The following is a 25,288-nucleotide window of genomic DNA, read 5'->3' as shown; positions in this document are numbered from 1 at the left end:
CAACAAATGATCTGACACGCAACATGCTATAATCACTTGCCTCTGCATTGATTAACCAGCAAATTTTCTGCTCAAATATGGTTCAATACACTCTCGCTCAAAGCCCAGAAATTATCCTTACCGTTTCTGGAAAAGATTCAGCCAAAGCCCGTGATAAAGCAATGGATCAGTTGATGGAACTGATGGATGCAGGTAAACTACCCACGGAACTTGAAGAAGGATTTGGCCCTCAACAATTAATTGAGGTTAAAGAGTCAACTATTGATACTGCTAGCGGTGAGGATACCATTACACAAGCTGTACAGGTTCTGAGTAACCTGGCCACACTCAAGCTGAAAGTTCAAGAATCACGATCTGAAGCGTTGGAAATTCGCCAAGCGGTTGATGTTCTGTTCACCGATGAGTCGGTAACAGAAGAGGAAATTACTCGACTCAAGGAAGGTTTTAAAGTTCTCAAAAATTTTGCCCAAGCTAATGTGCGTTACCAAGAAGCGCGATCTAAAGCAGAACAGGCTCGGCAAATTCTGGATCAAGCTCTCAAATCGCCTGACAAGTAAATTTTATAAAATTAGATGCGTCTCAATGCATCTTAAAATACAATTAAATACTCTAAAAGACAGGCTGTTATGCCTGTCTTTAGATTTACTGGGGCGCTAGGATTCGAACCCAGGAATGGCGAGACCAAAACCCGCTGCCTTACCACTTGGCGACGCCCCAATGAATTCACTATAGTAAATATAGCATTTAGTCCTGGGTTAATGTCAAGTACTTTAATAGTTGATTTCAGATAAGAGGTTTTTAACCTTGGGTATTGATTGGTCGAAATCCTTGCACTTAGACTCTTTCATGACTTTGGGGTTAACCCTTGAATCTTTGTGGTTAAGGCAGAAAATTCTGCGATCGCGATTCTTTTGTATCTAAAATATGCTTCACTTGATGATGAACGCCTTATGGTCTGTTCCTCCTGACTAGGGACACCCTATTTCTTTTTATCAAAGAAGGCAGAGGGAACAAGGATGTATTTCTGCTGCCTCCTGCCTACTCCCCTATGCCGCGACCGAAAGGGAGCAAGGGGTTAAGACTCCACCAAATTAAAATAATTTAGGGCTGCTTATTCAAAAGGGGTCTGAATTCCTAGCAGAGTACCCAATTAAGTAAAGAAAATCAAGATTTAGCATTGGTCAAACTCTTCCAAAAGGCTTTTCCAAGCTTGATAAATCCAGCTTGGGGAAATATGTACTTTGCAAAAGCGCCATTTCTTCAGCTTTTTAAGAATGGATATCCCTCTTCTGTCACTCTCCGAAAACATTTGCCTTTTCTAAAATCTAGAGCTTTTGTATAACAAGCGATTGCGCGATTATTTTCTAATAACAAATACAAGTCCTATTTTTTTCTAATAGTATAGCTTGTATTGATTGCCTCATGAGGCTTCTAGCGATCACTTTCCCGGAAAGTGACAGAAGAGGGATATAGGACTCGTATTTGATTTTTGAAAAAAACTCAGTGCACTTTTATTCCTTCTTCCCTGTTCCCCGTTACCTGTTCCCTGTTCCCTCCCTACGCAAATAATTTCAGGAATCAAAGCGGATTCCTGTAGTACTCTATACTTTTGACTGTAACTTAAATCATTAATCAATTGTAATTAGTTCGAGAGCAATTTTTTGTCTAGTTATAAAATGCAAAATCATAGCTATTTTAATTAGTAGAATTATTGAATAGCTACTTTGGGATTTGCTGAGTATCCAGTTACTCGTTTTAGCAGAAAACATAGCTTTACCTATAGACATCCCTCTGAGCTTTTGAAGTATGCGATAATTAGCAATTTTGAATACCGAGCCACAGTTAGGTGCTGTATTATCTTGATGCTCTTTTGCCCAAATTTGTCTTGAAATTAGAGGATTTTCGGTAAATTCTGTAAGTTCAAACTTGAAAATTGCACTCAATATAAGTTTGGAGTGCATACCAGTAAATATAGTTTCACGATAATCTCGTTCAATTTGACTATTTTGAAGTGTTTTTACACATCCATCCTCAAAGAAAGTTACACTTTCAACAAAGTCATATATTGTACATCCATGTTGTCTTCCTCTACCGGCGTTCATTGCTAATGCACCACCAATCGTTGCTGGTACAGACGCAAGATAATAAAAAGAATCCATAGAGTTTTGGTAACAGTACTTGAGTACTTCCATAACTGAAACAGAAGAGGACACTTCTAGTCTATTTTCAGGTAGAGGATTTGTGTACTTAAGCAGTTTATTTTTCAATACCAACGATTGAATATTTTTTTTCACAAACAACGTGTTAGAGCCATTTCCAATTATGTAGATATTTACTTTGTTTTCTTTAGCCCAGTTACAATACATCTGAAGGTCATCTACACTATTAATCTCTCCTACTCGCTCAAAGTGATGTTGAGTTCTATAGTGGGAAAGACTGTTTGATGTTAAAGACTCAATCTTTAAATTAGACATCTACCCCTTTATACTCCTTATTGCATTCAACGTTACTTCTAGTATCAACTACTCCTTGTGTAATCGCTTCAACTAAATATTTTTTTGATTCTAGAATTTTTGATTCTAGGATTTCATGTACTGCTTTATAGTCAATATCAAAGATTTGCTTGTTCAATATTTGATATTTTAACTGGTCAGAGAATATCCTATTTTGCAAACCTAAATCAATAAGTAAATCTGTTACTTTATTTGATTTATCATTAGGAACAAATACGTTAAAAAGTTTTTTAAATATAATGGAAAACACAGCACCGTGATAAGTATTAGTTACGATATAAGATGCTTGGCTATATAATCCGATCCACTCTTTTGGACTTGCAGCTTCTAGATTTATTTGTGCTAATTGATTATATTTACCAACTGAAACTATAGTGAGGTTTTTCTCTTCTGCCAGTAATTTGATGAAATATTCCTCTTCTGTTTCCATATCAGATTGAATATATAACAAAAGATATTGATCTTTTATTTTTGGAGGACTTTTAAGTGCATCATACTTAATTAGAAAAGTAGGATCTAAAACTTTTACAGCTTCTTTGTTGCATTCATTGGTAATAATTTTTAAACTATTAGAATCACGAACTGAAATACTTTGAAACTGATTAATCAAGGTATATATTTCTTTTTGAAAATCCCCTAATTTTATAGTGTTGCCAAAACTCGCTGCATAACTTATCTTACGAGTAGTTGTATTGTTAACAAAATCTAAAAAGAAAGAAGAATTATATCCTCTGAAAGAATCTAGACACCATATCTGATCACTGCCACATATTATTACATCATACTTGTCATCATAGTACTCCAAACCTTTCTTGTTATAAACTTTTCTGTTGCTTAACTTCAGATTAGAAAGTAGGAAACGCCTCATTTTCCAAGCTCTTGAAATATTAATGAAGGATTTTTCATTAATCCGAATTTTTTTATTTTCATTAATATTAATTTTTACCCTTTTGATGGGAAGTAAAGACCTAAAATATATCCATGCTATCTTAGTAGGCCGGTAATCTATTATTTCAACATCATATCCTTGACTGTTAAGAAAATTCCAGAGAGCATAAGCTTGCAATGTTGCTCCGTAATTGTCCACATGGTGAAAAGTTATAATTCCGATTTTCATCTTTCCTCTCTCTGATAAACTAAACTATGATTCTGGTATTAATTTGACAGATAACATTCTTTGCTAACTAGTTGTATGAAGTCGAATATTTTTTCTTTGATTAACAAGACTAATTATAATCTAACTACATTAGGTTAAGTATTAATTAATTAATTAATAAATATTAAAATCTTGTTATTGCAAAGATGTTAACATATTATGTATCATGCTTTCTTTTTTATTTTGATATTCAAAGTTTTTGCTAAGTCAAGTAATTGTCTGAAAAGCTTTGGCGATATTACTGAGAGAACAAAAATATAAATAGAAATACCCAATAACAATGAAATAATTAGTAGCATCCACGCTTCAATAAATTTTCCCAAGAAATATTTAGTTACTAATATAGTTCCAATCATTACTCCAGAAGCTACAAAAGGCACTATGTACAAACGTAAATAGTTAATTAAACTCATTTTAACAAGTTTATTAATAGCTAATAATGAAATAGGTAATATTAAGTAACCACGAACTACGTAAGCAGATGCAACAGCTACAATACCCCATTTGACTGCCAGAGCAAAACCGACGACATTAGTAACTGTATTTATCACTTGTATCCATAGCCTCCACGAAGGTTTTCCCAGCGCCAGAATTACAGAATTGTTATAGAAGAAAATTAAGTGAACAGGGCCAATAAGCGATAGTACTTGCAATACTGGAATACTCTGAATCCACTGCTCACCAAAAAAGACTTTTATAAATTCAGGTGCTAACACTGGTACACACAAAAATACTGGAAAAACAAGTAGACTTGTGAACTGAGTAGCACTATAGAAAGCATTGAGTAACCGTTCTGGCTCTCCCTGTAACCTAGAAAATATTGGTAGTGCAACCTTAGTTGTGGTAGTGATCAAGACTTGCATCATTACTTGAAGCAATTTGTAAGCAACTGAGTAATAACCTAATGCAACTAGTCCTAAGAAGTAGCCAATTAGTAAATCATCGGATCGGCGATTGAAAAAGTTAATTATATTAAATGCAGATATGTTAATTCCAAAGGTAAAAAGTTCTTTAGCATGTATGACAGAAAATTTGAATCCTGGCCGCCAATCGCTAACTCGCCACAATACTAAAACTTGCACTAAACTACTGGATATTTGTTGACCTACAAGACTCCAAACACCAAAATTGAAAAAAGCCATCACTACGCCAACTATCCCACCTATTATTACTGCTAGTAATGAGCGTATTGCTAAACTTTTGAAGGCGAACCTACGTTCAAGAACCGCTTGCTGCACACTGCTCAACCCACTAAGCGTAAAACTTATAGATAAGCATTGAATAATTGGTATTAACTGCGGCTGTTTAAATAAATCAGCGACTAATCCAGCGCCAGCAATACTTAACACCGTCAAAAGTATACTGATCCCTAAAGTTGTCCAAAATGCAGTATCTAAGTGCTCTGCATCTATCTCCTGACGCTGGATAATTGCTACAGAGAATCCTTGGTCAACAAAAATTTGTACAAATTCAATAAAAATATACGCTAGAGCAATTAAACCAAAATTTTCTGGACTAAGTAAACGAGCTAGAATAAAGAAAACAACTAAAGATATTGCTTGGCGTCCCCAACTTTCAATAGCTGTCCAAATGACGCTTTTAACAGCTTTTTCTCGTAAATTTGATGAGTTTTGAGGTGATTCCATTAATAGTTTACCAATAAAAGAATCTAAAGTAATATGTATTTTTAATGCTTTCAGCCTTAAGTAGCTGGATCATTTTTTCACGCCATTAGGTACTACCCTATTTCTGTGTAAGTTTATGATTACCATACAAAAATGACTTAATATATTACAAAAATCACTATTTATGTTAAGTAATTAATCCTAGAAGAGTCTACCACAATCTTTTTACAAATTAGCAGCTATTCAAGGTACTTTTAGGAGAAAATTTATTGATGAGCCTATTAGATTTTTACACAAAATACCTGTTGCTTAGATTCTTAAGCCTTGGATGGAATATGACTTTGATAATTCTTGTGGTAGAATAATGTGATTTTTGTTTTAGATTTTTTCGATTATTACAGTTGACATATTATCAACAATGTTGTTGTCCACAGAAGACTGAATCATGGGATGATTTCGCCCAATTTGGAACGAATTTTCAATGGTTTAAACCGGCAATTCATCCCGCATTTATTCGACGCCCTTTTTCTTCAGTCTCCGGTTTCATGAAGGAATACAGCTGCAATACGACTTGATGATAGTAGTTGCTTCGTAGCTAGCCATATAAAGAGTGGAATGGTCTTGGCATAGCGTCCGCAAAGTCGGCGCGGTTCTTGAATCCACCGATACAGCCATTCAAGTCCTAAGTCTCGAACTATACGGGGTGCCCGCTTGTGAATTCCTGCATAAACTGGGAAAACTCCACCTAGTCCAATCATTACAGCTTGTATTTTACCCTTATGTTGAGCTATCCAATTTTCTTGTTTGGGACATCCCAGAGATACTAAGACGGCGCTGGCACCACTAGAATTAATTTTTTGAACCAAAGCTTCGTCTTCAGTTTCAGTCAGGGGACGAAAGGGAAGAGGTTCCATTGCCGCAATCTTCATCTGCGGAAATTCCTGCTCTAACCTTTTTTGCATTCTAGAAAGAATTTCTGTTTGGGAACCGACAAAGAAAATACTCAAATTTTGGGTTTGAGTTCGCTGACACAATGCGAGGAAAATATCCATCCCTGCCACACGGTCTTGATAAAGCGCTCCCATTTTTCGCATCATCCATACCAGAGGCATACCATCAGGAGTAACTATGTCTGCATTTCGTAATACAGTGGCAAACTCTGGATTCCAATGGGCTTCAATGAGCATGTGTACATTGGCTACATATACAGCTTTACTCTCACGCCTATTCGCCCACTTAAGTATTGTTTGTACCTGGTCGTCAAAGCGTAAAGCAGTAATAGAAAAATCAAGCACTTTTTTAGTAGGTAGAAGCACTCTCGCCACCATCAATAACTCCTGTGTCCAAGAAAAAAATCCATAGATTACCTAGACCATTCCGAATATTGAATAATTTGGATTGGATTACTCCTGACTTTTTGTAGGTTTGTGTCATCGTTGGAATTTAACACATGGAGGTGCAATTACCTTCTTAGTATATTTTTGGCTTAATCAGTAATATTAGGATTCTTTGCTGTTTCGTCCTAGCTTACTGTTTTAAGCTAGTAATTCTAGGCGCTGTTTGACAAAATTCATACTTCCTTCATAATTAATTTTTGATTTGTTCATGCAAGCATTACAATTGCGATAAATTACTATGGATATATATCTAAGTTAAGCAGTATTTGCTACATAGTATAATTAAGTATTAATGTAAAATCCCAGATAGTCTGTCTGCTGATTTAATACGTAAGTATGCGCTTAAAAGGTTTAATTTAAATTAGTATCTTTTTAAGAATGAAGAATAATTTTTTATCAAGAAAGGCAGAGGGCAGGAGGCTCAGTTGGCAGAAGGGAATACTGCTTCCAGCCCTTATTGAGTGACCGAACCGAACACAGGGTCTAAAACCCCGCCGAAAACAAAAGCGCAAACAACATTGGGCGGGGTCTGAATCCCCGACGAAAAAGTTCCTTCAGCATAGCTGCCCTCAGCAAGAACTGCCTTCTTCAATATGAATTTCTAAATTCATTACAGATTTAATTTAACGTGAGTTCGATGAACCTCTCCCTCCCAGCCTCCCTCTCAGAAACGGAAAGGGAGGAGCAACGAAAAATTCAGCCTTTTGCTCCTCTCCGACACGGAGAGGGGTTGGGGGAGAGGTCAAATAAGACTTGTCGAACTCACGTTAATTTAGTCTATGCGTTGAAAAATATCTAAATTTTATTTTTTTCTGAAATAAAAGCCAAAAAAAGAAGGGGAAGATAAACTTATCTTCCCCCGCTCTCTCATTTTTGTCTTTGTTATTGTCTGGTTTGTTACTTTCTTTGAGTCTTTGGAGTAACATTTGCCTTTGCTTTTTGAGTTGACGCTTCCTGGCAGAACCGCCTCTACCTTTGTCATTCCTGCCTTCTTTTCGGGGGGATTCCCATCGTTTCAGGCGCATAAATTTTAACCTCTTTATCACTTGTCTGGTAGTGGGCAGGAGGAGAATCGAACTCCTATGACCGTAAGGCCGCCACATTTTGAGTGTGGTGCGTCTACCAATTCCGCCACCCGCCCTTATATCTAACCTTAACTAGTATACTCTAATTAAGTGATTTTGTAACAAGTCTGAAAATTATTTCTCAAAGTTTGGCTGGAATAACAGTTTTAAGAATTATCTGGCTTAAAAACGTGGCAGAGTCAATAAACTAGGGTCAATATCCTGTAGTTTGGCACAGCCACTAAGTGCCATTCCCACATTTAACTCATCTTGTAGGAGTGAGATGACATGAGATACGCCAATTTGTCCTGCTACTGCTAGTCCCCACAAAATAGGTCGTCCGATCAGTACTGCTTTTGCTCCTAATGCTAGGGCTTTGAGAATGTCTGTGCCCCTACGAATGCCTCCATCCAACAGCACTTCTACTTGACCATCCACTGCTGCTACTATTTCAGCTAGGGCATCTAAAGAAGCGATCGCACCATCGAGTTGTCTGCCACCATGATTGGAAACAACAATTGCTTTGGCTCCATATTCTACAGCCCGCACAGCATCATCTCCTCGTAAAATTCCTTTGATAACTAAAGGTAGTGGAGATAAAGATTGCAACCATTCCAAATCGTGCCAAGTGACTGCTGGGTTTAGCTGTTGGGCAAAATAGGTAAATAATCCAGATTCACCTTTTTCATGGGAAATATCTAGTCCTGAGATGGTGGCTAGATTAGCCAGATGTAAGTCTAGGGGTAAGGAAAACTCATTACGTTTATCTCTTTCTCGCTGTCCGAGAACAGGTGCATCTACAGTTAGACAAAGTGCTTTGTAACCAGCTTTATAGGCTTTTTCTACCAAAGCACGAGTTAATCCCCGATCTTTATGGATGTAAAGCTGGAACCATCGTAGAGAATCTGGAAACTGATTACATGCAGTCGCCACTTCTTCAATGCTCTTTGTTGCCATTGTACTTAACACCATGCCCACACCAGCTGATGCGGCAGCTAGAGCCGTGGCAACTTCTCCGTCTCGATGAGCTAGGCATTGAAAAGCCATCGGTGCGATTAACAAAGGTAGTTGCAGGGGTTGTCCTAAAATGGAGGTAGTTAGATTGCGATCGCTCACATCGACTAACATCCGAGGTCGGAGCTTGACTCGCTCAAAAGCATCACGATTATCTTGCAATGTGATTTCGTCCCAAGCACCACTGCTATAGTAATCGAGTGTCGTTTGAGACAGACATTCTTTTGCTAATTCTTCGTATTCAAAGAGGTTAATGGGTTGAAAGCGATCGTTGTTGGATAAGTCGGTAGACATATTTTGGTGATGATGAAAGGTTACGCGCTTTAAGGCAGAAGGCAGAAGGCAGGAGGGAATACTGACTCTAACGCTGAGAGCAATCGACCAGACGGATCTTGGGTCTAAAACCCCCCGTCTACACGGTGCTTACAATTAATTGGGCGGGAATTCAGACCCCGCCCAATTGTTCCTCCTGCCCCCTGCCTTCTTCAATGCGACTTTATTTGATGTGAGCAACGGTAACACCAGTGCCGCCGTCTCCTTGTTCTGCTGGTTCGTAGTTTTTCACTCTGGAATGCTGTTGCAAAAAGGCGTGAACTCCTTGTCGCAGCTTACCAGTGCCATACCCGTGAATAATCCAGACTGGGCCTGTAGCTTCCGAAATGGCTTTATCTAAAATGTATTCGGCATCAGCCACCCGTTTACCACGCAAATCGATGGTATTTTGGGAAGTCCGAATTTCTGGGACATTTTGCGGTGGTGGAGTTACTGCTGGTGGGGCTGGTTTGGGTTTGACAATTGGTTCGGGTTTTTGACCATCTAGAGATTCTACGTCTTCCAACTTCACATTCATCTTCATTAGCCCAAAGCGAACGCTTAATTCCCCATCTTCATTAGGGGCGGTGATTACATCGGCTGTTTGTCCCAGTTTGGGAACGCGAATGCGATCGCCTACTTTGGGCATAAATCCAGCTTTTGGTTTTGCTGGCGTTGCTGGCTGATATTGCTGGCCAATTTGATTCAAGGCATTGGTGGCTTGCTGGGCCTCTTGGGCTGTGGGCGAACCTTTCTGCAAGCGGCGGATTACTTGGGCAATTTCACCTTTTGCCTGAGCGATCGCTTGTTTTACAGCTACTTCCTGTGAAGCCCGCAAACTGCTTTCCCTCTCCTCCAAACTTGCGGCTTTTGCGGATACTTCTTTGTATAAACGTTCCGCTTGCTGCAACAAACTTTGGGCTTCGGCAGCTTTGGTTTCCTGGCGGCGACGTTGCGCTTCTAACCCGGCAATCACCTGGTTAACTTCATCTGTGGCCTCTCCCACTTGAGTTTTTGCCTGTTGTACCACTTCTGGTTTTAATCCCAAGCGCAGGGCAATGGTTAAGGCATTAGAACGTCCGGGGATGCCCCACAGCAGACGATAAGTAGGCGAGAGAGTACTTTCGTCAAATTCTACAGAGGCATTTTCAAACCGATCGTCTTCGTATTTCAGGGCTTTTAATTCGCCGAAGTGAGTGGTGGCGATCGTTAGCTGGGCATGGTTGGCGAGATATTGCAATAAGGCGATCGCTAAAGCACTACCCTCAACTGGATCGGTTCCAGCGCCGACTTCATCGAGTAAAACGAGTGCTGAGTGCTGAGTGCTGAGTGCTGAGTGTTGAGTGCTGAGTGTTGAGTGCTGAGTGCTGAGTGATGGAGAAATAACTCCAGTCTCCAGTCTCCAGTCTCCTGCCTCCTGCTCCCCTGCTCCTCTGCTCCCCTGCTCCTCTGCTACCCTGCTCCCCAATGCTTCTTCTTCCCCAGTCCCTAATGCTTCTAAAATCCGACTAATCCGGCGGATGTGACCAGAGAATGTGGATAAACTTTGCTGTAAGGATTGTTCATCGCCAATATCTGCCAGCACTTTATCAAACCAAGGTATTTCTACTGGTTCGCGGGCGGGGACAAATAAACCTACTTTGGCCATCAATGCTGCTAACCCCAAAGTTTTTAAGGTTACAGTTTTACCGCCAGTATTTGGCCCGGTGATTGTTACTACTCGAATTAGCGGGTTTATCAGCAAATCTACAGGAACTACTGGTTGCCCTTGTTCGTGCTGTTGTTGCCACACTAACAGGGGATGTCGTAAGTTTCGCAAGGTAATGATTTCATTATCTTTCCGCTGGATAAATCGCGGGGGATTCGCTCCTAGCCAGTAACTATATCGTGATCTAGCGGTTGCCAAATCTAAAGTGGTAGCGATCGCTAATAATCTTTCCAAATCTGGTTTGACTGCGGCGACTTGTTCCGTCAAAACACGGCGAACCGCTTCTTCTTCGGCTTGTTCTCTTCTGATAATCTGCCGCAGTTGGTTGCCTAGAGGCACTACTGAATTCGGTTCCACGTACAACGTCGCACCGCTGGTAGAGGTATCGTGGACAATACCAGGAATGGCATCTTTTTGGGGTGCTTTTACGGGGATGACATAGCGATCGCCCCGTTGCGTAATTAGCTGTTCTTGAACTGCTCCAGATTTTGCTTGTAAGATATTTTGCAGCTTTTGAGTAATTTGACTGCGTAATCGCCGCAAATCTGTGCGAATTTCTCCCAGTTTTAGACTCGCGCGGTCAGTTACCTGGGCCCGTTCATCAATACAGCGGTGAATTTCCTGTTCTAGTTCTGGATAAGTCCGCAAATCGGCAACCAACCCAGTGAGTATCGGCAAATCTTCCTGATTGTCAATAACACGGCGCAAATTTCTGGCACCAGCGAGGGTGGTAGCGATCGCTAACAGTTCATCCCCCGTCAAAATTCCACCGCGTTCTGCCCGTTCTAAGGAATCGCCAATATCTTGAATTCCCTCAAATGACAGTCCCGTGGTTAGACGATTTTCCAGTTGGTAGACTTCTTTGGTTTGCTCTAACAACTGTTCGCTTTGGGTCTGAGAATCGGGTATTTTCAGATGACGCGCAGCTGTCGCCCCCAGCTTAGTTGCCGCAAAGGTGGCAAGATGCTGGCAGAGGCGAGGCCATTCTAATAGTTCTAAGGTTTCAGATTGGATCAAGGATTTCAACATCTAATCTGAAATTATCGTAACAATTCTAGCTCCTAGATGGATAAATCTTAAAGGAGAAAATTTTGCTTTAGTCAATAGTTAATCAATTTCGGATTTTAGTTCTGATGCCTGACTTGGCTGTGACAACGCCCTAAGCAAAAAAATTGTAGGTTGGGTGGAGGCTTTGCGTAACCCAACATCCTGCCCAACATCCTGATATATAGTGATCCGCTTTGATTATTGAACTGACTTGCGTAGGCTGGGAGTAGGGAGTAGGGAATAAGCCTTTTCGATTGGTACTTAATTTGTTCAAAAATCAAATAGGAGTCCTATATGTTGGGTTGCGCTCCGCTTCACCCTACCTACCTACGTCTAATGCACTATTAGCTTGCCACGCCACTACATATACTTAATATACTTAGATTTTTCAGAAATCAAATATGAGTCCTATATTATGATAACGCGACTGTTTATCTGAAAATTATATGCTTGTTGGCCATCAAAGCATTTTTTATTTATTGAAACTTGGGTTAATATTTTATTCAAATCTTTAAGAAGATTATTATTTTATTAAATAAAAATTAAATTTATATTTTTATGGTCAAATGCTCAGTAAATAAGCAATGTAGTTTATTATATTCATAGTGTAGTATTAATCTAATAAACAAATTTAGATGTTACGAAACTACCAGCACATATCATTTACGAAATATTATGCTGTTTAGCCCAGCCAACTTGCCCTATTGGATATTTCTGGGAATTGGTGTCTTACTATTCTTATTTATGATAATTTCCGGTGGGGGAGGGGAAGATATTGATGCAGATGTTGATGTAGATGCAGATCTCGATGCAGATAGCAATAGCGAATTGGGCTTTGGACAATTCTTGGGATGGGTAGGTATTGGTAAAGCACCACTCATATTGTTACTAGCAACAGATATGAGTTTGTGGGGTCTTTTGGGTTGGATGTTAAATGTTTGGATTGGTGGAAATTCAAATAGTAATATTACTGGTTTTATTGGGAGTATTATATTATTTGGTTCGCTGATTATCAGTTTATTAATGGGAGGATTGATAGCACGACCAATTGGCAAGATTTTTGCCGAGTTTAGCGAGGATGCAAGTAGCGATCGCTTGATAGGTTGTATTGGTATTGTTACGTCTGCTTACATTCCTATGGAAAATCTGGGCAGAATTGGACAAATAGATGTGCTGGATACAAAACGTAATCTTTTGACAGTTAGCGCTGTTCTACCAGACTGGGCAACTATTGCACCACAACGTGGAGAAAAAGTTTTGATCATTGAACACAAGGTACAAATTTATGTAGTTATTGCCAAAGATAGTCCCGATGAAGAACACTGGTTAACTAACTCATCCCAGAGAAATTAAACTTAGTGAGAGGAAAAAATATGCTTTTTTGGTTAACTTTTATCCAGTCTTTACCGAGTGTCACAATAGCTGAAGTTCCACAAATTAATTTGCAACCGCAACAAAAGCAAACAACATTAGTTTCTCAGACACTCCCTGTCAGAATCCAGCCGACTGTTGCCCAAATTAATGGGGGATTAGTATTTCCTGGAATAATTGCTGCTTTAGTTTTATTACTACTATTTAGCCTGTTTGCTTATACGCGGGTTTATGTAGTGACACCCAATAACGAAGCTTTCGTCAGGACTGGGGGTCTTTTTATCAAAAAGAAATCAGTGATTTTGTATGGGGGTTGTATTGTTCTACCAGGATTTCATCAGCTAACTCGCGTACCTCTGCGAGAAATTTCCATTGATGTGGAACGTACTGGTAAACTTGCAGTTCGGACTAAAGATTATTTACGAGCAGATATTCGAGTCACTTTTTATGTATGTATTAATGCCTCCGAAGACGATGTTTTAACAGCAGCCGCTAGACTATCTCAAAATGGCATTAAAATTACTCCTGAAGATATTAAAAACGCTTTAGAAAAAAGAGCAGATGATGCAATTAGGGCGGCAGCTAAAACTAAGGATTTAGCAGAAATTGACTCTGACAAATTAGGGTTTGCTCAGGAGGTGTTGAACTTAGTTGGCACGGATTTGAAAAAAGTCGGATTAACTCTAAATAACATCGCCATTTCCGAAATATTAGAAAGTGTTACCTACGATCCAGATAACTTCTTTGATGCTCAAGGTGTGCGTTTGCGAACAGAAATTATTCAGCGCTCAATTCAACAAAAACGGGAAGTTGAGTTAGCAGCGCAAGTGACAATTGAGCAAAAAGAACTGGATGCCCAAAAGCGATCGCTACAAATTGCCCAAGAGCAAGAAAGTGCTAAATTGGAGCAAAAATTGCAAGTAGAAGCATTAAAAGCACAGAAAGAACGCGAAATTCAAGAATCCAAAGATCGGGAAGCTGCAACAGTACGCCGTACTAAAATTTTGCAAGAAAAATCAATTGAAGAAGAAGAAATTCGCAAAAAATTATCTGTGCAGCAAAGCCAAATTGAAGCTGATATTTCCCTAGAAGAACGCAATAAACAGCTAAATGTAGCGCAAACATTGCAAAAACAAGAATCTGAGCTTGCAGAGATTTTACGTCAACAGAGTGTAGAATCTGGAAAGCTACAAGCACAAGTGCAGATAGCTGAGTCAGAACGAGAAGCAAGACTAGCTCAAGAAGATGTAGCGATCGCAATTGCGAACAAAAAACGCGAAAGCTTTGTTGCACAAGCACAACAAGCCAAAGCGGAGGAATCAGTTAAAACAGCAGGTGAAGTTGAAAAAGCCGAACGCAACAAACGCCTATCGGTGATTGCTGCGGAACGAGAAGCCGAAGAACGGAGTATTGGCGATCGCAACGTAGTAGAAATCGATGCTTTCCGCCGTCGTCGTCAAGCAGAAATCGCCCAGCAAGCAGCAGACTTAGAAGCTGAAGCAATTCGCACCCTAGCAGCAGCTAACCGTGATAGAGTTTTAGCAGAAGCAGAAGGTATTCAAGCAAAAATTACCGCCGAAAATTCCATTAGCAACGCCAATCTCACTGCCAAAATTATCACCACCATTTGGCCAGAATTAGCCGATAAATTACCAGAAATTGTCGCCGCTTTAGCACCACAGCCGGGAGTTTTAGGAGATACGCGTATTTATTCATTTCCTGGTGCGAATGGTAGTAGTGGCAGTCAAGATATTAACAAATTGCTACTATCCACAAGCGGACTTTCTTTAATCAATACTTTACTTGACGAAGGGAAATTAGGCGAATTAATCGGTCAAGTCAGCCAGCTAGTGCGTGGCAATAATCAAGTAATAACTGGCACACCAAGCCACATTTCTTTAGAAACTACTCCAACACCAACTGTCATCGAAAACAACACAGAAACTAATTAGAATAATTCGTAATTCGTAATTGTAAGAATTCAGCACCCAGGAGTCAGAAGTCAGAATTGAGAATGAATCTAGTATAATTTATTCATCAAATTTTCTTCTGATTCTTTAACTATTCTGACTCCTGAATTCTGAATTCTGACTTCTTCTTCAACAGAATTTAGTTAAGCAGCGGCTATTTCTTGTGCCAAAACGTAAGGCTGGACGATGAGGGTATTAAATCGCTTACTGCGCTCAAGATTCCATTCTCCCACCTGTATTGTCGTGGGTTTGGTAATTAATTGTTCATCAATCCACTGTTCTACTGATGGAATATTATCACTAGCGATCGCTACTCCAACATCAATCAAGTTTAAATCAGGTGCCACCAAAATAACTGCATCTCGTTGTACATGAGGAATTAGCCACTCCCACTCTGCCTCATCCAAAATTTCTGTCAATTCCGCTCTTAAATCCGACATCACTTCCAAATTATTGATAGATAGCTATTTTTACATTATTCACTACTTCCTAGTTCCTGACAAATGACTAAACCTCTGCCTTCATCTCATCAATTTCAAATAAAGATACAATTACTCCAGCAATGGGAATAGATATAAAAACTCCTAGTAATCCTGCTACTTTAGCGCCTACTAACAAAGCAAAAAACACCACTACAGGATTAAGATTCAGCGCACCTTGCATAATTCGGGGCGCAATCAAGTTGTCTTGTATCTGCTGAAGGATAATACAAGCTATCAATACTTTCAATGCTAACCAAACACCTTGAGACAGCACAAATAGAGTAATTGTGCTTACTCCTAATGTTGCTCCTATGCCAGGAATGATATCAAGAATTCCAACTATTATTGACAATATTAAAGCAAAAGGTACTTGTAATATTAAGAAAACGAGGAAAGTCGTACTTGTCAGAAATGCACTTAATAATAACTGACCTCTAAAAAATCCTAAAAATGACTTTCTGATTATAATTGTAAATCTATTGCGGCGATGTTTAGGTACAATTTTTAAAATAAAGTTCCACAGCTTGTCTCCATCTAATAACATGAAGAAAGCCACAACTGCAATTAATACAAAAGTCACAAAGTTCGTCATAAACCCTTGTAGAATAGCTAAACTAGTCACAAGACTTGAGACAGCTTGGTTCCGCAGTTGTTCTTCAATGAAACTTAAATCTATCTGCAAATTACGGCTTCGCAAAATTCCTTCTATTCGCTCTAATAGAGGTACTAAAGAATTCAAAAATGCAGTGATACTATCAATTAATTGTTGTCCTTGAGATAAAACCGTTAAGCCCACGGTAATTATCAGACCGCCTATAATCACAATACTGAGCAAGAAAACAAGACCAACAGCTACACCGTGGGGTAAAAAACGCCGCAGCCCTTGTACGGGATAGCTGAGTAAAAAGGCCAAAATTGCAGCGAATGTGAAAATAACAATGACTGCTTCAAAATAAGCTAAAAGCTGTACAATTGCCCAGCCAGAAGCAACTAAAAGCAGAAAGCGGACTAACGCCAGATTATTTAATCGCTCCCAAAGATTCTTGGCTTCAAAGCCGCTCATATGCTGTTTAGGGTGAATTATAGATGGTAGATTTGCCTAGCAGTTGCATTTAAGCACAAAGTTAGACTTCATTGCTAGAGCAGATTGACCTTAAACATACAGAAGCGAAGGGGCGATCGCTACCTCCCTAAAGCATATATCTGAGCTTTTCTAACTCATCTTCCCAAATCATGCATCTCGTTAATTACTTTGGTACACTTTTGTGTCAACGCTTCCAATTCCTCTTTATTGCTGGAACTGGGAGCATCAATCAAGTTACCAATTCTCACAGTTATGGGAACTGCGTGGGGTATTTTCGAGCCTTTTTGTAAAATCTCCTCAGTACCCCAGACACTCACCGGCAATATTGGGGCTTTTGCTTTCGCCGCCAGCAGCAATGCGCCTCTTTTGGGGTCTGTAATTCGACCATCTGGAGTGCGAGTACCTTGTAAAAAAACACCGACAGCCCAGCCGTTATTGAGATATTCTAGGGCGGAACGGATGGCATTGCGATCGGCATTTCCCCGACTCACTGGGTAAGCACCGTACAATTTAATCGCTTGCGCCAAAATAGGAATCTTAAATAATTCTTCTTTAGCCATGTACGCCACTGGACGACGTACACAATTAGAAACAATCGGCGGATCAAAGTAACTAGCGTGATTACTTACTATCAGTAGCGGCCCTGATTGAGGGACATTTTCCGTACCATAAATCCGGCCCCGAAAGTAAGCGTGAAGCATGGGGCTGACGACTGACCATTTAAAGGCGTGGTAAAGTGCCAGACTGATAAACGGTTCGCGGTTTTTGTCCACAGAAGATAATACAAATCAAACTGAATTTAGCATAAGCGATCGCAACACCCAGATCAAACATAGACTTCTTGCAGAAGTTGGGGAAAGGGGAAGGGGTAAAGGGGAAAGGGATGGAATTTCCCCTTACCCTTTAACCTTTGACCTTTCCCCGACATCTTGGCATTTGTTACTTTTGCAAGATGTCTCATGAATTGCTTCACCCATCTGGGAAAACTAAATCTAGAAATCTTTAGAATTTAGCAGTATGTTTATCACTACAGTCAGTATTCCTGGATACAAGGTTACCGAACAACTCTACAACGGTTCTCGAACCCTGGTTTATCGCGGTTATCGAGAAACTGACTTATTACCTGTTGTGATTAAATTGCTCAAAAATCCTTATCCGAGTTTCAGCGAACTCTTATCGTTTCGTAATCAGTACACCATAGCTAAAAATCTCAACTCACCTCTAATCATCCAAACCTACAGCTTGGAACCGTATCAAAATGGCTATGCGTTGGTAATGGAAGATTTTGGCGGGATTTCTCTTAAAGATTATTTCATCTCTAACCAGACGCGACATATCGCTTTTATACAAGAGTTTTTACGAATTGCGATCGCACTGTGCAATACCTTAGATATACTCTACCGCGAACGGATTATTCATAAAGATATCAAACCCGCCAATATTCTAATTAATCCCGAAACCAAACAAGTTAAATTAATTGACTTTAGTATTGCATCTCTGCTACCACGAGAAACCCAAACGCTGATCAGTCCAAATGTATTAGAAGGGACACTCAGTTATTTATCACCAGAACAAACAGGCAGAATGAATCGAGGGATTGACTATCGAACTGATTTTTATGCTCTAGGTGTAACTTTTTACGAATTACTAACTGGAAGATTACCATTTAAATCAAACGATCCAATGGAGTTGCTACATTGTCATATTGCAAAAGTTGCAGAAAAAATCAAAAGTGAAGAAATTCCACAAGTGATTTCAGATATTGTCATAAAATTAATGATGAAAAATGCTGAAGATCGCTATCAGAGTGCATTAGGATTAAAATTTGATTTAGAAAAATGTTTACATCAGCTAAAAGAAACTGGTGCAATTGATAGCTTTGAAATTGCCCAAAGCGATGTGTGCGATCGCTTTATTATTCCCGACAAACTATATGGACGAGAAGCCGAAATAGCCACACTCCTTGAAGCCTTTGAAAGAGTTAGCAAAGGTACAACTGAAATGATTCTGGTCGCTGGTTTTTCAGGCATTGGTAAAACTGCTGTTGTTAACGAAGTTCATAAACCGATTGTGCGCCAACGCGGTTATTTTATCAAAGGTAAATATGACCAATTTCAACGGAATGTTCCCTTAATTGCCTTTGTACAAGCATTCCGAAATTTAATGGGCCAATTATTAACAGAAAGTGATACTCAAATTCAGCAATGGAAAATTAAAATTTTAGAAGCTGTAGGTGAAAATGGACAAGTAATTATTGAAGTGATCCCCGAATTAGAAAAAATTATTGGCAAACAAACGCCAGCCATAGAATTATCAGGAAGCGCATCACAAAATAGATTTAATTTATTATTTCAAAAATTTACACAAGTCTTCACTAGCGTTGAACATCCATTAGTAATATTTTTAGATGATTTACAGTGGGCTGATTTGCCATCATTGAAATTAATGCAGTTATTAATAGCTGATACAAAGTATCTTTTATTAATTGGTGCTTATCGAAATAATGAAGTCAACCCAGTACATCCGTTGATGTTGACTGTTAGTGAGATGCAAAAAACAGCAGCAACTATTAACACAATTACTTTAGCATTATTAAGTCAAGGGGATGTAAATCAATTAATTGCTGCAACGCTTAAATGTTCAGAAAATTTAGCGTTACCAATTTCAAAAATAGTCTATCAGAAAACTTCTGGAAATCCATTTTTTGGCACTCAATTTATTAAATCATTATATCAGGATGGGCTAATTAAATTTAACTTGACAGAGGGCTACTGGCAATGTGATATCACACAAATTAATCAACTGGCAGTCACAAATGATGTCGTTAAATTCATGGTATTGCAATTACGAAAGCTATCACAACCAACTCAAGATGTTTTGAAATTAGCTGCTTGTATTGGAAATCAGTTTGATTTGAAAACATTGGCAGTTGTTTTAGAACAATCGCAAGCAGAAACGGCAACTAATTTGTGGAATGCATTGCATGAGGGTTTAATTTTACCTACTAGCGAGGTCTATAAATTTTATCTTAGTGAGGGAAGTAAAGCTATTGCTGAAGAAAATTCGGAAATTGTTACCTATAAATTTTTACACGATCGCGTCCAAGAAGCTGCATACTCTCTTATCCCTGAAGAACAGAAAAAAGCTACCCATCTACAAATAGGCAAGCTATTACTTAAAAACACACCTGAAGTCCAAAAAGAAGAAAAACTTTTTGAAATTGTTAATCAGTTAAATATTGCATTAACGCTGATTATTGATCCGATTGAACGAGAAAAACTCCTCAAATTGAATTTAAAAGCAGGTAGAAAAGCACAATTGGCAACTGCTTATACATTAGCCGTTGAATATTTAACAATAGGTTTAGAACTTTTACCTCATGAGAGTTGGTATAGCCAGTATGAGCTAACACTATTACTATATCAATCCATAACAGAAGTACTTTGTCTGAGTGGTGACTTTGAACGCATGGAAAGTTGTGCAACTGTCGTTATACAACAAGCAAAAACCAGACTCGAAGAAATTCCTATCTACAATGTCAAAATTCAAGCTTACATGGCACAGGCACAGCACAAGAATGCTTTGCAAACTGCACTAACTGTTCTTCAATCAATAGGAGTGGAACTGCCTCAACAAGTCAATCAAATTGATATCGAGTCTGAACTGGAACAAACAAAACGTCTTTTGGCAGATAAACCAGCGATAGATTTACTAGAACTGCCAAAAATGACTGATGAGAATATTCTGGCAGCAATGCAAATTTTGTCGAGTATTATGTCAGCGGCCTATCAAGCCAATCCCGCATTGTTTCGAGTAATTATCTTTAAACAAGTTCAACTATCAATCCTCTATGGTAATGCTCCAGAATCTACCTATGCTTATGCTAGTTACGGACTTATACTCTGCGGTGTTCTAGGAGAAATTGATACAGGATATGAATTTGGGGAAATGGCATTAGTGTTGGTTGACCGTTTAAATGCTTTTAAGCTGAAATCAAAAACTCTATTTGCAGTAAATTGTTTTATTCGACATTGGAAATCGCCTGTTAAAGAAACTTTAAATCCTCTTCTGCAAGCCTATACGAGCGGTTTAGAAACTGGTGATATTGAATATGCTGTAATGTCTGCCTATGTTTTTGGCAGATATGCCTATTTGAGTGGTCATGGTTTGGAGGAATTAGCCCAAGCTATGGGAAACTATGGCACAATTATGCACCAGTTTAAGCAAACTACCTATTTGAATTTCAATAGCATCTATTATCAATCAGTTTTAAATTTGTTGGGAGTGTCAGACAATCCTTGTTTTTTAATTGGCGAAGTTTATGATGAAGTGGCAATGTTACCTCTGCATCAAGCTGCCAATCAAACTAGTATTATTTGTCAGCTTCATTTTTGTAAATTGCTTTTGTGTTATCTCTTTGGCAAATATCAAGAAGCACTAAAAAACGTCGCTGTTGTAGAGAAATATTTAACCAGCGTGACTGGATTAGTGCTAATTCCAACCTTTTATTTTTATGAGGCTTTGACTAATTTAGCCTTATATAAAGACTGCTCAATAACTGAGCAAAAATTAATTATTGAGCGAGTAGTAGAAACTCACAAAAAACTAAAAAAATGGGCAGAAAGTGCGCCACAGAATTATGCCCACAAATACAACTTGGTAGAAGCTGAAAGCTTTCGGATATTAGGACAAAAAACCGAAGCAATAGAATTGTACGATCGCGCCATATCTCTTGCCAAAGAAAACGGCTACATTCAAGAAGAAGCACTTAGCAACGAACTAGCAGCCAAATTCTACCTCGACTGGGGTAAAGAAAAAATCGCCCAAGTCTATATACAAGAAGCATACTACTGCTACGCCCGTTGGGGAGCTAAAGCCAAAGTTAATCACCTAGAAAAAACTTATCCCCAACTACTCAAACCCATCTTGCAACACCAACGGATCAATCTCAATCCCTTAGAAACTATTGCTTTTCGTGGCACCACCTCTTCTTCTAGTATTGGCAGCACTAGTATTGCTGATGTTCTAGATTTTACCTCTGTTTTCAAAGCTGCTCAAGCTATTTCCAGTTCTCTAAAATCAGATCAACTCATTGCCAGCCTCACCCGGATTATCCTAGAAAACTCTGGTGCGAAAAAAGTTGTACTAATTCTTCCCCAAGAGGAGGACACTTGGGAAGTTAAAGCAATTACCTTTATTGAGCATGAGGAAATACAAACTATCCTCAATTCACAATTACTAGACAATTGTCAAGATATTCCCGTAAAAATTATCAATTATGTCAAAAATACTCAACAAACAATTGTTATAGACAATTGCAAAACAGATATTCCTGGGGTAATTGGGAAATATATGTTGGAACATCAACCTCAGAGTGTGTTGTGTGTCCCGATTATTAATCAAGTGCATTTAGTAGGAATTCTCTACCTAGAAAATAGCTTGACTCAAGGAGTTTTTACTAACGATCGCCTCAGTGTAATTAACCTTCTTTCATCTCAAGCTGCAATATCTCTAGAGAATGCTCGACTTTATCAACAAGCAGGAATTGCATTACAAAACTTACAACAAGCACAATTACAAGTTGTTCAAAGTGAAAAAATGTCTGCATTAGGTAATTTGGTTGCTGGGGTAGCCCATGAAATGAATAATCCTTTGGGCTTTATTTCTGCCAGTCTCCAACAAGCTAAACCCACTATTGCAGATATTTTTGAACACTTAAAACTCTATCAAGAAAGTCTACCCAATCCCAGCGATAAAATTAAAGACCATGCCGAAGATATTGACTTGGATTATAGTTTATCAGACTTACCCAAGATCATTGATTCTATGACAATGGCGTGCGATCGCCTCCGCAACATCAGCACCAGTCTTCGGACTTTCTCCCGTGCTGATCAAGATTACAAAGTGTCGTTTAATATCCACGAAGGTATTGACAGCACTATTTTAATTCTCAAACATCGTCTGAAAGCTAATGAAGAACGTCCAGAAATTGAAGTGGTCACTGATTACGGTAATTTGCCCCAGATTGAATGTTTTCCTGGGCAATTAAATCAGGTATTTATGAATATTCTGGCAAATGCCATTGATGCGCTAGATGAATCAAATAGGGGACGGACTTTTGAGGAGATTAAGAAAAATCCCAACCGAATTATAATTAAAACCTCAGTAGAAAATAAAGGGCTGAAAATTGCGATCGCAGATAATGGTCAAGGAATCGATGAAAAAGTGCAAGAAAAAATCTTCGACCACTTATTTACTACAAAAGGTGTGGGTAAAGGTACGGGATTAGGATTAGCGATCGCTCGTCAAATTGTCGAAGAAACCCACAGCGGCAAATTGAATTTTAACTCTGTTCTGAGTAAGGGTACAGAATTTGTAATTGAAATAAAGCTATAAAAAGTTAAGCGGGTAAATCAGCAGCACTCTGGATGTTTTGTAATATTAAATCAGGGCTATTACGTTTCACCAAGCCAGTTAGGACTTTACCAGGGCCAATTTCCATCACTCGCTCGATACCGTTAGCTGGTAATTGCAGACAAATTTCTCGCCATCTTACAGAACCAGTCATTTGTTGGTTCAGGCGCTGCTTTAAAATCTTGGCATCAATAGACGGAATTGGTTCTACATTAGACAAAACTGGTACAACAGCTGGCTGAAATTCTACAGATTCTAGAATGTCTTGGAATTCAGCCGCCGCTGGTGCTATTAAATGTGAATGAAATGCTCCAGAAACTTTTAGGGGAATAGCACGCTTTGCTTTAACTTGAGTCATCACTGCTTGTACAGCCTCAGCCGTGCCTGAAATTACCACCTGAGCCGAACTATTGTCATTTGCCAGCACTACATCAGGCGTTTCGGCAATGACTTTTTCCAACTGTTCGCGGTCAAAGTTCATCAAAGCTGCCATCATGCCACCAACGGCACTATCCATGAGTTCTGCACGACGTTTTACTAGATATAAACCAGCCGACCACTCAAAGACACCCGCTACATAAAGGGCAGAATATTCTCCCAAACTGTGACCCGCAACTAAATCTGGCTGATGTCCTCGTTCTCGGAGAAGGTCAGCAAGAATGCTTTCTACCACATAAAGAATTGGCTGGGTGTATAGCGTTTGTGATAACTTTTCTTCTTCGTTTTGACAGATTTCTGTTACAGACCAGCCCAAAATTTCCTCGGCTTGGGCAAATTTGTTTTTAGCGGATGGTATATCTAATAAGTCCATTCCCATTCCCAGCGCTTGGGAACCTTGTCCGGGAAACACCCATGCAGTTTTTGTCATTTGTCATTTGTCATTGGTCATTTGTCATTTGTCATTTGTCATTTGTCATTTGTCATTGGTCATTTGTACTGAGCTTTGCCGTTGGTACATCCTCTCGTAGAGAAGTATTGGTCATTAACTAAGGACAAATGACTAAGGACTAAGGACAAAATATTTATCTTCCCCATTTAAAAATTGCCGCACCCCAGGTAAGACCGGCACCAAAGCCGGATGCAGCAACGATGTCATTGGGTTTTATTTTGCCTTGCCGTACTGCTTCATCTAAAGCTAAGGGGATGGAAGCCGCAGAGGTATTGCCGTACTGGGCAAGATTACTGATAACTTTATGTTCTGGGATATTTAGGCGTTGGGCAACGGCATCGATAATCCGTTGATTGGCTTGATGCAACAGCAGCCAATCTATTTGATCAACGCTGAGGTTGGCTTGAAACAATGCTTTATCAATAATTTCTGGCACTTTTTGCACAGCAAAGCGGTAGACTTCTTTGCCGTTCATAGTAATCGGTTGGTAAGTGCCTTTGGTGATATTTACACCACTGAGCAGTTCTTGGGAAGTGCCTGCGTAGGCAAGATTGAGGTGATGGTTTTGAGTGCCATCACTTTTAAGTGCAAATCCTAATAAGCGATCGCTTTTGTCAGCCTGTAATACTACTGCCCCAGCACCATCACCAAACAGTACACAAGTGCGCCGATCTTGCCAATCTACCCAGCGAGAGAGGATATCTGCCCCTATCAACAGTACATTTTTATAGACACCGGTTCTAATGTATTGGGCTGCTGTAACCAGACCAAACACAAAGCCAGAGCAGGCAGCTGTCAAGTCAAAGGCCACTGCATTGGTAGCTCCCAATTGAGCCTGTACTTGACAAGCACTACCAAACAAATCATCGGGGGTGGAAGTCGCTAGCAGAATCAGGTCTAGGTCTTCTGGTTTAATGCCCGAAGCTGCGATCGCCTTACTGCTAGCGGCAGTAGCGAGTACACTCAAGGACTCAGACGGCAGCGCTAATCGCCGTTGACGAATCCCAGTTCTTGTGGTAATCCATTCGTCTGATGTTTCAACTAGTTCACTTAACGTTTGGTTGTGTAGTGAAGTTGCTGGTACTGCCGAGCCACTTCCGGTAATTGCTATGCCTAAATTTTGCACTCCTAATCTCCCAAGCTATCAGCTTTTTGTCCTTTGTCCTTTGTCAGTTGTCCTTTGTCAGTTGTCCTTTGTCCTTTGTCCTACCCTGCGGGAAGCCGCTAGCGCGTCTATGCCAG

16 protein-coding genes and 2 tRNA genes are annotated in these 25,288 nt (G+C 39.4%); 4 read left to right on the top strand and 14 right to left on the bottom strand.

Annotation, left to right across the window (positions count from 1 at the left end):
- The first annotated feature begins 77 nt into the window (after nucleotides 1–77).
- Nucleotides 78–557 carry a hypothetical protein gene (locus HUN01_RS27635; protein WP_181928830.1) on the top strand — a complete coding sequence of 160 codons (480 nt, stop codon included), beginning with the start codon at nucleotides 78–80 and terminating at the stop codon, nucleotides 555–557.
- Nucleotides 558–645: 88 nt separating this feature from the next.
- Here HUN01_RS27635 and HUN01_RS27630 read toward each other — a convergent pair.
- The 9 genes from HUN01_RS27630 to HUN01_RS27595 all read right to left on the bottom strand — a co-directional run bounded on the left by HUN01_RS27630 (nucleotide 646) and on the right by HUN01_RS27595 (nucleotide 11,818).
- Nucleotides 646–717: transfer RNA gene (locus HUN01_RS27630), tRNA-Gln, on the bottom strand.
- A 911-nt stretch (nucleotides 718–1,628) separates the two neighbouring features.
- A complete protein-coding gene (locus HUN01_RS27625) occupies nucleotides 1,629–2,474 on the bottom strand; it encodes an FAD-binding protein (protein ID WP_181928829.1) in 846 nt (281 codons plus the stop codon).
- Nucleotides 2,467–3,630 carry a polysaccharide pyruvyl transferase family protein gene (locus HUN01_RS27620; RefSeq protein WP_181928828.1) on the bottom strand — a complete coding sequence of 388 codons (1,164 nt, stop codon included), beginning with the start codon at nucleotides 3,628–3,630 and terminating at the stop codon, nucleotides 2,467–2,469. Before HUN01_RS27620 ends, HUN01_RS27625 begins: the two co-directional genes overlap by 8 nt.
- Before the next feature lie 203 nt (nucleotides 3,631–3,833).
- A complete protein-coding gene (locus HUN01_RS27615) occupies nucleotides 3,834–5,315 on the bottom strand; it encodes a lipopolysaccharide biosynthesis protein (RefSeq protein WP_181928827.1) in 1,482 nt (493 codons plus the stop codon).
- Nucleotides 5,316–5,824: 509 nt separating this feature from the next.
- Nucleotides 5,825–6,622, bottom strand: coding sequence for a WecB/TagA/CpsF family glycosyltransferase (locus tag HUN01_RS27610; protein ID WP_181928826.1), 798 nt, complete (start codon nucleotides 6,620–6,622; stop codon nucleotides 5,825–5,827).
- On the bottom strand, nucleotides 6,594–6,728 hold the full coding sequence (locus HUN01_RS36260; protein WP_257798015.1) for a hypothetical protein: 135 nt from the start codon (nucleotides 6,726–6,728) through the stop codon (nucleotides 6,594–6,596). Before HUN01_RS36260 ends, HUN01_RS27610 begins: the two co-directional genes overlap by 29 nt.
- A 1,020-nt stretch (nucleotides 6,729–7,748) precedes the next feature.
- Nucleotides 7,749–7,832 (bottom strand) — tRNA-Leu (locus tag HUN01_RS27605).
- Nucleotides 7,833–7,938: 106 nt separating this feature from the next.
- The gene (locus HUN01_RS27600) at nucleotides 7,939–9,063 is read right to left on the bottom strand and encodes an alpha-hydroxy acid oxidase (protein WP_181928825.1); all 1,125 of its coding nucleotides are present in this window, start codon (nucleotides 9,061–9,063) and stop codon (nucleotides 7,939–7,941) included.
- A 202-nt stretch (nucleotides 9,064–9,265) separates the two neighbouring features.
- Nucleotides 9,266–11,818 (bottom strand): endonuclease MutS2, encoded by a 2,553-nt coding sequence (locus HUN01_RS27595; protein WP_420832750.1) that lies wholly within the window; start codon nucleotides 11,816–11,818, stop codon nucleotides 9,266–9,268.
- A gap of 693 nt (nucleotides 11,819–12,511) precedes the next feature.
- On the opposite strand from HUN01_RS27595, the gene HUN01_RS27590 reads away from it, so the two are divergent.
- Together HUN01_RS27590 and HUN01_RS27585 are read left to right on the top strand one after the other, a co-directional pair.
- Nucleotides 12,512–13,189, top strand: coding sequence for an OB-fold-containig protein (locus HUN01_RS27590; RefSeq protein ID WP_181928824.1), 678 nt, complete (start codon nucleotides 12,512–12,514; stop codon nucleotides 13,187–13,189).
- Nucleotides 13,190–13,209: 20 nt separating this feature from the next.
- On the top strand, nucleotides 13,210–15,159 hold the full coding sequence (locus HUN01_RS27585) for an SPFH domain-containing protein (RefSeq protein ID WP_181928823.1): 1,950 nt from the start codon (nucleotides 13,210–13,212) through the stop codon (nucleotides 15,157–15,159).
- A gap of 161 nt (nucleotides 15,160–15,320) precedes the next feature.
- Here the strand turns inward: HUN01_RS27585 and HUN01_RS27580 are convergent, their stop codons facing one another.
- The 3 genes from HUN01_RS27580 to HUN01_RS27570 form a co-directional block, all read right to left on the bottom strand.
- A complete protein-coding gene (locus HUN01_RS27580) occupies nucleotides 15,321–15,617 on the bottom strand; it encodes a DUF2288 domain-containing protein (RefSeq protein WP_181928822.1) in 297 nt (98 codons plus the stop codon).
- A gap of 67 nt (nucleotides 15,618–15,684) precedes the next feature.
- On the bottom strand, nucleotides 15,685–16,722 hold the full coding sequence (locus HUN01_RS27575; protein WP_181928821.1) for an AI-2E family transporter: 1,038 nt from the start codon (nucleotides 16,720–16,722) through the stop codon (nucleotides 15,685–15,687).
- A gap of 155 nt (nucleotides 16,723–16,877) precedes the next feature.
- Complete coding sequence (locus HUN01_RS27570; protein ID WP_181928820.1) at nucleotides 16,878–17,516, bottom strand: lysophospholipid acyltransferase family protein; 639 nt, start codon at nucleotides 17,514–17,516, stop codon at nucleotides 16,878–16,880.
- A 244-nt stretch (nucleotides 17,517–17,760) separates the two neighbouring features.
- On the opposite strand from HUN01_RS27570, the gene HUN01_RS27565 reads away from it, so the two are divergent.
- Nucleotides 17,761–23,139, top strand: a complete 5,379-nt coding sequence (locus HUN01_RS27565) for an ATP-binding sensor histidine kinase (RefSeq protein WP_181928819.1) — start codon at nucleotides 17,761–17,763, stop codon at nucleotides 23,137–23,139.
- A gap of 4 nt (nucleotides 23,140–23,143) precedes the next feature.
- On the opposite strand, the gene fabD is transcribed toward HUN01_RS27565, so the two are convergent.
- Together fabD and HUN01_RS27555 are read right to left on the bottom strand one after the other, a co-directional pair.
- Nucleotides 23,144–24,025 (bottom strand): ACP S-malonyltransferase, encoded by an 882-nt coding sequence (gene fabD, locus HUN01_RS27560; protein ID WP_181928818.1) that lies wholly within the window; start codon nucleotides 24,023–24,025, stop codon nucleotides 23,144–23,146.
- Between the two features lie 154 nt (nucleotides 24,026–24,179).
- Nucleotides 24,180–25,172 (bottom strand): beta-ketoacyl-ACP synthase 3, encoded by a 993-nt coding sequence (locus tag HUN01_RS27555; protein WP_181928817.1) that lies wholly within the window; start codon nucleotides 25,170–25,172, stop codon nucleotides 24,180–24,182.
- Nucleotides 25,173–25,288 lie beyond the last annotated feature (116 nt).

Origin of the sequence: Nostoc edaphicum CCNP1411, assembly GCF_014023275.1 — a bacterium.
Taxonomy (GTDB): domain Bacteria; phylum Cyanobacteriota; class Cyanobacteriia; order Cyanobacteriales; family Nostocaceae; genus Nostoc; species Nostoc edaphicum_A.
The sequence above is the reverse complement of the archived record's forward strand: the minus strand, read 5'-3'. Positions and strand labels throughout refer to the sequence as shown.

Bases quoted from the DNA above. Each gene is read 5' to 3' on its own strand.
- HUN01_RS27595 (WP_420832750.1), bottom strand. From the start codon at position 11,818: ATGTTGAAATCCTTGATCCAATCTGAAACCTTAGAACTATTAGAATGG.
- HUN01_RS27585 (WP_181928823.1), top strand. From the start codon at position 13,210: ATGCTTTTTTGGTTAACTTTTATCCAGTCTTTACCGAGTGTCACAATA.
- HUN01_RS27600 (WP_181928825.1), bottom strand. From the start codon at position 9,063: ATGTCTACCGACTTATCCAACAACGATCGCTTTCAACCCATTAACCTC.
- HUN01_RS27590 (WP_181928824.1), top strand. From the start codon at position 12,512: ATGCTGTTTAGCCCAGCCAACTTGCCCTATTGGATATTTCTGGGAATT.
- HUN01_RS27625 (WP_181928829.1), bottom strand. From the start codon at position 2,474: ATGTCTAATTTAAAGATTGAGTCTTTAACATCAAACAGTCTTTCCCAC.
- HUN01_RS27580 (WP_181928822.1), bottom strand. From the start codon at position 15,617: ATGTCGGATTTAAGAGCGGAATTGACAGAAATTTTGGATGAGGCAGAG.
- HUN01_RS27635 (WP_181928830.1), top strand. From the start codon at position 78: ATGGTTCAATACACTCTCGCTCAAAGCCCAGAAATTATCCTTACCGTT.
- HUN01_RS27620 (WP_181928828.1), bottom strand. From the start codon at position 3,630: ATGAAAATCGGAATTATAACTTTTCACCATGTGGACAATTACGGAGCA.
- HUN01_RS27565 (WP_181928819.1), top strand. From the start codon at position 17,761: ATGTTTATCACTACAGTCAGTATTCCTGGATACAAGGTTACCGAACAA.
- HUN01_RS27575 (WP_181928821.1), bottom strand. From the start codon at position 16,722: ATGAGCGGCTTTGAAGCCAAGAATCTTTGGGAGCGATTAAATAATCTG.
- HUN01_RS27615 (WP_181928827.1), bottom strand. From the start codon at position 5,315: ATGGAATCACCTCAAAACTCATCAAATTTACGAGAAAAAGCTGTTAAA.
- fabD (WP_181928818.1), bottom strand. From the start codon at position 24,025: ATGACAAAAACTGCATGGGTGTTTCCCGGACAAGGTTCCCAAGCGCTG.
- HUN01_RS27610 (WP_181928826.1), bottom strand. From the start codon at position 6,622: ATGGTGGCGAGAGTGCTTCTACCTACTAAAAAAGTGCTTGATTTTTCT.
- HUN01_RS36260 (WP_257798015.1), bottom strand. From the start codon at position 6,728: ATGACACAAACCTACAAAAAGTCAGGAGTAATCCAATCCAAATTATTC.